Consider the following 4,595-nt stretch of genomic DNA (forward strand, 5'->3'; position numbering starts at 1 on the left):
CGCTCGCTCATCACGATCGAGCGCGGCGCCAAGATGGTGGGCGTGCGTCTGACCGCGTTGGAGCGCGACTATCGCACCATCACCCAGCACAAGGCCAACTACGGCGCCGGTGGCGACAGCCATCTATTGCGCTGGCATGAAGGCGCATTCGTTGCGGCTTCACCCGACTTGGGCGCGGCCGATGATGCCAGCAATGCCGACAAATTCCTCGGTTACCTCCGCACACTGACGGAGCGGAAACAGTCCACATCACCATCGAACAGGGCAGCGAATTACGCGCCGAAAATGATGGAAAAGGAATTCCGGGCAAGCCGCACTTACATGGAGGCCGCGATGGAAAGCCTCCTGGAGGACGGCGTCCTGGTTGAAGGCGAACTCCCCTGGACGAGTTCAAGCCGTCACGCAGCGCGCGGCTTGGTCGAGGTGCCCCCTACCCCGAAACCGGCCAACGATTTCGATTCCATCATGGCGTCGATCAGCCAGAGGGCCGGAAAATGACGCTGACGGTCATCACCACCGAAAGCGGGGATCGTCTCGCGAAGCTGAACAGTTTCGTCGATGGCGAATGGCACCAGGATGGTTTCAAAAAGGAATCGCTCTTCAACGTCTTCGACGACGAAACTCCGGCGGACCTTGCGGAATTGTCTTCGATCCTGACGGTCCTGGAGGAGTTTCCGGAGGCGTGCATCATCCGGGGCAAGCGTACGCCCGGCACCCCTGCGGAGGGGATACTCCGCCGTCAGCATGAGCGCGCTGATGAGTATTTCGGCACGTCGGAGGCAACATTCGAGGACCAACCTGTCCATTGGGTGTTGATCGACGTGGACAAGCTCGCTGCCGATCCGGACCTCACCATGGCCGAACGTCATGCTTTGATGATCTCGACCTTGCCGGAGCCGTTTCGCGGTGCCGACTACCATTATCAATGGTCATCCAGCGCAGAGATTTTCGGATGGGAGAAACTGTCCTGCCACCTCTGGTTCTGGCTTGACCAGGCTGTCACGACGGCGGACCTCCGGGCCAGGGCGAAAGCCGAGGGATGGAAGCACCAGAGCGTCGATATCGGCGTCCTGACTGTCGTCCAGCCTCATTACACGGCCGCCCCCGTGTTTGAAGGCGCGGAGGACCCGCTTGCGGGTCAGCGTAGCGGCTTGGTCACCCTGAAGCGTCGTTCGGTAGTGCTGCCTCCATGGTCGCCCCCCGCCCCTGTCGAGCATCGTCCGGAGCCACGGTCGCGCCCATTCCGGGAACTGACCGCTGATCAGCAAGGGCGTATTGAGCGTTGGGTTGCGGCGGTTGTGAATGGCCGGTGCCAGGCGATTGTCGATGCCCCCAATGGGGAACAGAATGCCGCGATCTATGCGAGCGCAGCGAAATTGGGCCAATTAGTCGCCGGTGGCATCCTCGACGAATATGACGCGCGGAATGCACTTGCGACGGCAGCACGTGAAGGTCGGCACCCGCGCGATAGAGCAGAATCCACCATCCGCTCCGGAATGATGCGGGGAAGATCATCGCCCATCTACGGGCCGCCAGAGCAACGGTGAAACGAACCTCCCGATAGTTTCGGGAGGCTCGCCAAATCACAATTTCAGATACCGACCGAAAGAATTTCTCAAAACAGGTGCAACCCGTGTTTTGATTTCAAACAATTGAGCTAAACAAGCCCTGTCGATAGTGCGTCACTATGTCGGCAAGTGAATCACGTCAACAACGAAATTTCGTTCAACAGTGAGCACGGCAATTATTCTCTTGTTGAAAGGAGGTATACACATTCCGCACCCTGTGTATTTCCGCCATTTCTTCACACTCGAAATTTTTTCGATGCAAACTGGTGCAGATTAAATTGACGATCCGGCGATCGGTGCGCTATCTGGGGACCACGGCGCCGGAAGGCCCGATCCGATATTTAATCGAGCATGAGTTGACATGCGCGCCGCTCGATCGCGCTTGGAATACCACGTGAATAAGCCGATAACCGGACGGTCGGCATGAACCGCCAGCATGAATATCGCGCCGCCGCGCAAGGCATACTCGACGCAGCCGGAGTCCAATATGTGTTTGGAAATGGCGGCAAACATCCCTTTGTTCCTATCGAGCACAACGGTAGGATGGCGAAGCTGAGCTATCCGAGTTCGTGTAGTGATGTTCGCGGGGTCAAGAATTTCCGCAAAGACAGGCCGCTCAGCAGTCCGCCCACGCCACCTTGAATTCCAGTGGCACAGTCGCGTTCGGCATGGTGTAGACGTAGCGATAGGTGATGCCGTAATCCTTCATCATTCGCCTCATGTCCTCGTTCGAGCAGACATTCGGACGGATGGACTTGTCGAAAAAGCTTCGAAAGGCATCGTCGCTACCGTCGCGGCGGGTGATGGTATAGAGGTAGGTCAGCGTCCTACCATTTGCCTCAGCACCGTCGATCCGCGTGACTTGATCGAGCATCTGCGATTTAACCTGGGCAGCAGCCTTCACAAGTTCGTCTGCAATGGGATCACCGACCTCAACCCGAGGCGGCGCAACTACATTTTCGGCAGGATCATCGTACGCGACAGTCTGTGATGCCGTCACAGCCTTATTCAACTCGTACGCCTCGTAAACCCGAGTGCCGATGTTCAGGCCGACGAAAAGCAGCGCAGCCAGCCACACACGAGCGGGGTTGCAGTCGATGTCGTACACTCGAGTCGAAAGTTCATCGTCCCATGTCGTCTGATCACCCCGGCTAACCCTGGCATGGTTCCGTGACATCGTGATGAGCGAGAACAGCGGAAAGCCGATTGCCAAACCGAAGAACCAGACGCGGAAGTTTCGCTTCAAGGCCGTGCCGAAATCTAACCGCTCATGCCACATCGTTTCAACGCGAATGCCCATCAGGGCGCGTCCCGGTGTATTCCCGCAAGAAGCTAAGACGGCCGCGTCGATCACCATTCCGACCGGGATCAGCAGCATGTTGAACAGCCCAGCCCCGCCACCCTGAAAGGCTTCGCTGTTAGCGAAATCGGGAAAGAGGTACCCCACCAGGAATCCGAGCGGAAGGTTCCAGATCAGTACGTCCAGCATCCGCGACCAGTAACGCGGCCAAGCCCTCGCCTGTTCACGCACCACTTCGCCTGAAAGTTCGAAATCCCCATCATCGATTACAAGTGTAGTCATAAAGCCCCCCTATTCCAGGCGATCAATAATGACCTCGTTTCGTTTAGCAAATCTTTGCGAACACAACGTTCGACCTAGTCGCGGCACGCATGCGGACACTGGCAAGCGCAGTTCATTCTCGACTCGAATACGGATGACCTGCTCCGGAATCTCCATTGCAAAGCCATCCCCGACCTCTAACATCACCGGCGAGTGCGGCGTCTTATCTGCATGGCGACCCCCAATGGAATCGCGCCGCACTCACCCTCCCTGATGCCGATCCTGAACCATACCACGAAAAATCGGGCTATCGGTGATTTGCCTGTTTACACCTGATAACAGTGTTGCTACATGCAAGCACATCGGAGCCAACGCTTCGAGTTTAGAAATCTGTTTTGATTCCTTGTTTCGACAAATTGTTCACTCGCCCTTTGGTAACAGCCACGCTGCGTGAGAATGAACTATGTACGAACATCATACCTCTTTTAAGATGACTCCGCAGGTTCTCCGCGCAGACCCTCAAGTCTATCTGTCTCCGGATGCTCCGGTCGAAGCGATCCTAAACTGGCTCGATACGAGCTATCTGGATGAGGAAATCGACTACATCTATATCGACACGCCGGATTGCATGATCCTTGTGTTCGATAAGCCGCAATGGGCGGCGGTGACTTTCGCAGCGTGGAGCGTTTTCATCACGAAAATTCTATAGGAGGATTAATGGCACCGTCACCGACAATCGGATTCCGAGTTCCCGAGCTTGTGAAGGAAGCTCTGGAACGGGCCGCAGCCGAGGATAATCGAACGGTCTCCCAATACGTCTCGCTCGCGATCACGGAACATCTTCGGGAAAAAGGCTTCCTGACGCGCGATTGAAAGTCGCCCCATCGTTACCCGACGGTGGGGCGAATTTCATTTTCGGAACGAAATTCCGAAATTAAATATTTTGAAAAATTATACGACAATAATTTCTAAAATTAAAAGTGGTATACGCCCACGCAGAATATCTTGATCATCAAAAAAGAGTCTTCACACGATCTGGACTCCGTCTATGTGCGCCCCTGATTATCAAGATGGTCGCACAATGATTCGAAAATTCAAAACCCTCTATCACCCCCTCATTGAATACCCGGACATGAGGTCAATTGTTAATAAAACGATGATATGCGTCACGGCGGACGATGAAGATAATCAAAATGGTTTCTGCAATGGGATAGTGCTACAATCACCTCTGATTGAGGTGGAGTACCAGACGATCGAACAACGTCTCCGAGATTTCGCCGTCGATCTTGAAACAGGCTGGCATATGAGAGGAGGCCGTTGGTGATAGAAATGGGACCGCTCGCCGATTATCTCGCCAAAATGCAGGCACGTAAGGCCGAGCTTGGCTTGGTCGAGGACACTGAGGCACTCCGGAATTCTGGTGAACAACGATCGCCCGAGAAACGAAGATTTCTCAAGAGCATTGA

Annotated in this window: 5 protein-coding genes; 3 read left to right on the plus strand and 2 right to left on the minus strand. The window is 55.1% G+C overall.

What is annotated here, in order from left to right:
• Together V7066_RS21900 and V7066_RS21905 are read left to right on the plus strand one after the other, a co-directional pair.
• Nucleotides 1-498 (plus strand): hypothetical protein (locus tag V7066_RS21900; protein ID WP_334185109.1); only part of this gene is annotated, 498 nt, incomplete at its 5' end.
• A complete protein-coding gene (locus tag V7066_RS21905) occupies nucleotides 495-1,547 on the plus strand; it encodes a hypothetical protein (RefSeq protein WP_334185110.1) in 1,053 nt (350 codons plus the stop codon). The genes V7066_RS21900 and V7066_RS21905, both read left to right, overlap by 4 nt.
• Before the next feature lie 294 nt (nucleotides 1,548-1,841).
• Here the strand turns inward: V7066_RS21905 and V7066_RS21910 are convergent, their stop codons facing one another.
• Nucleotides 1,842-2,081, minus strand: a complete 240-nt coding sequence (locus V7066_RS21910) for a hypothetical protein (RefSeq protein WP_334185111.1) — start codon at nucleotides 2,079-2,081, stop codon at nucleotides 1,842-1,844.
• Nucleotides 2,082-2,184: 103 nt separating this feature from the next.
• On the minus strand, nucleotides 2,185-3,150 hold the full coding sequence (locus V7066_RS21915; protein ID WP_334185112.1) for an RDD family protein: 966 nt from the start codon (nucleotides 3,148-3,150) through the stop codon (nucleotides 2,185-2,187).
• Between the two features lie 442 nt (nucleotides 3,151-3,592).
• On the opposite strand from V7066_RS21915, the gene V7066_RS21920 reads away from it, so the two are divergent.
• The gene (locus V7066_RS21920) at nucleotides 3,593-3,838 is read left to right on the plus strand and encodes a hypothetical protein (RefSeq protein ID WP_334185113.1); all 246 of its coding nucleotides are present in this window, start codon (nucleotides 3,593-3,595) and stop codon (nucleotides 3,836-3,838) included.
• Nucleotides 3,839-4,595: the final 757 nt, after the last annotated feature.

Source organism: Novosphingobium sp., assembly GCF_036820275.1.
In the GTDB taxonomy this organism is placed as follows: Bacteria; Pseudomonadota; Alphaproteobacteria; order Sphingomonadales; family Sphingomonadaceae; genus Novosphingobium.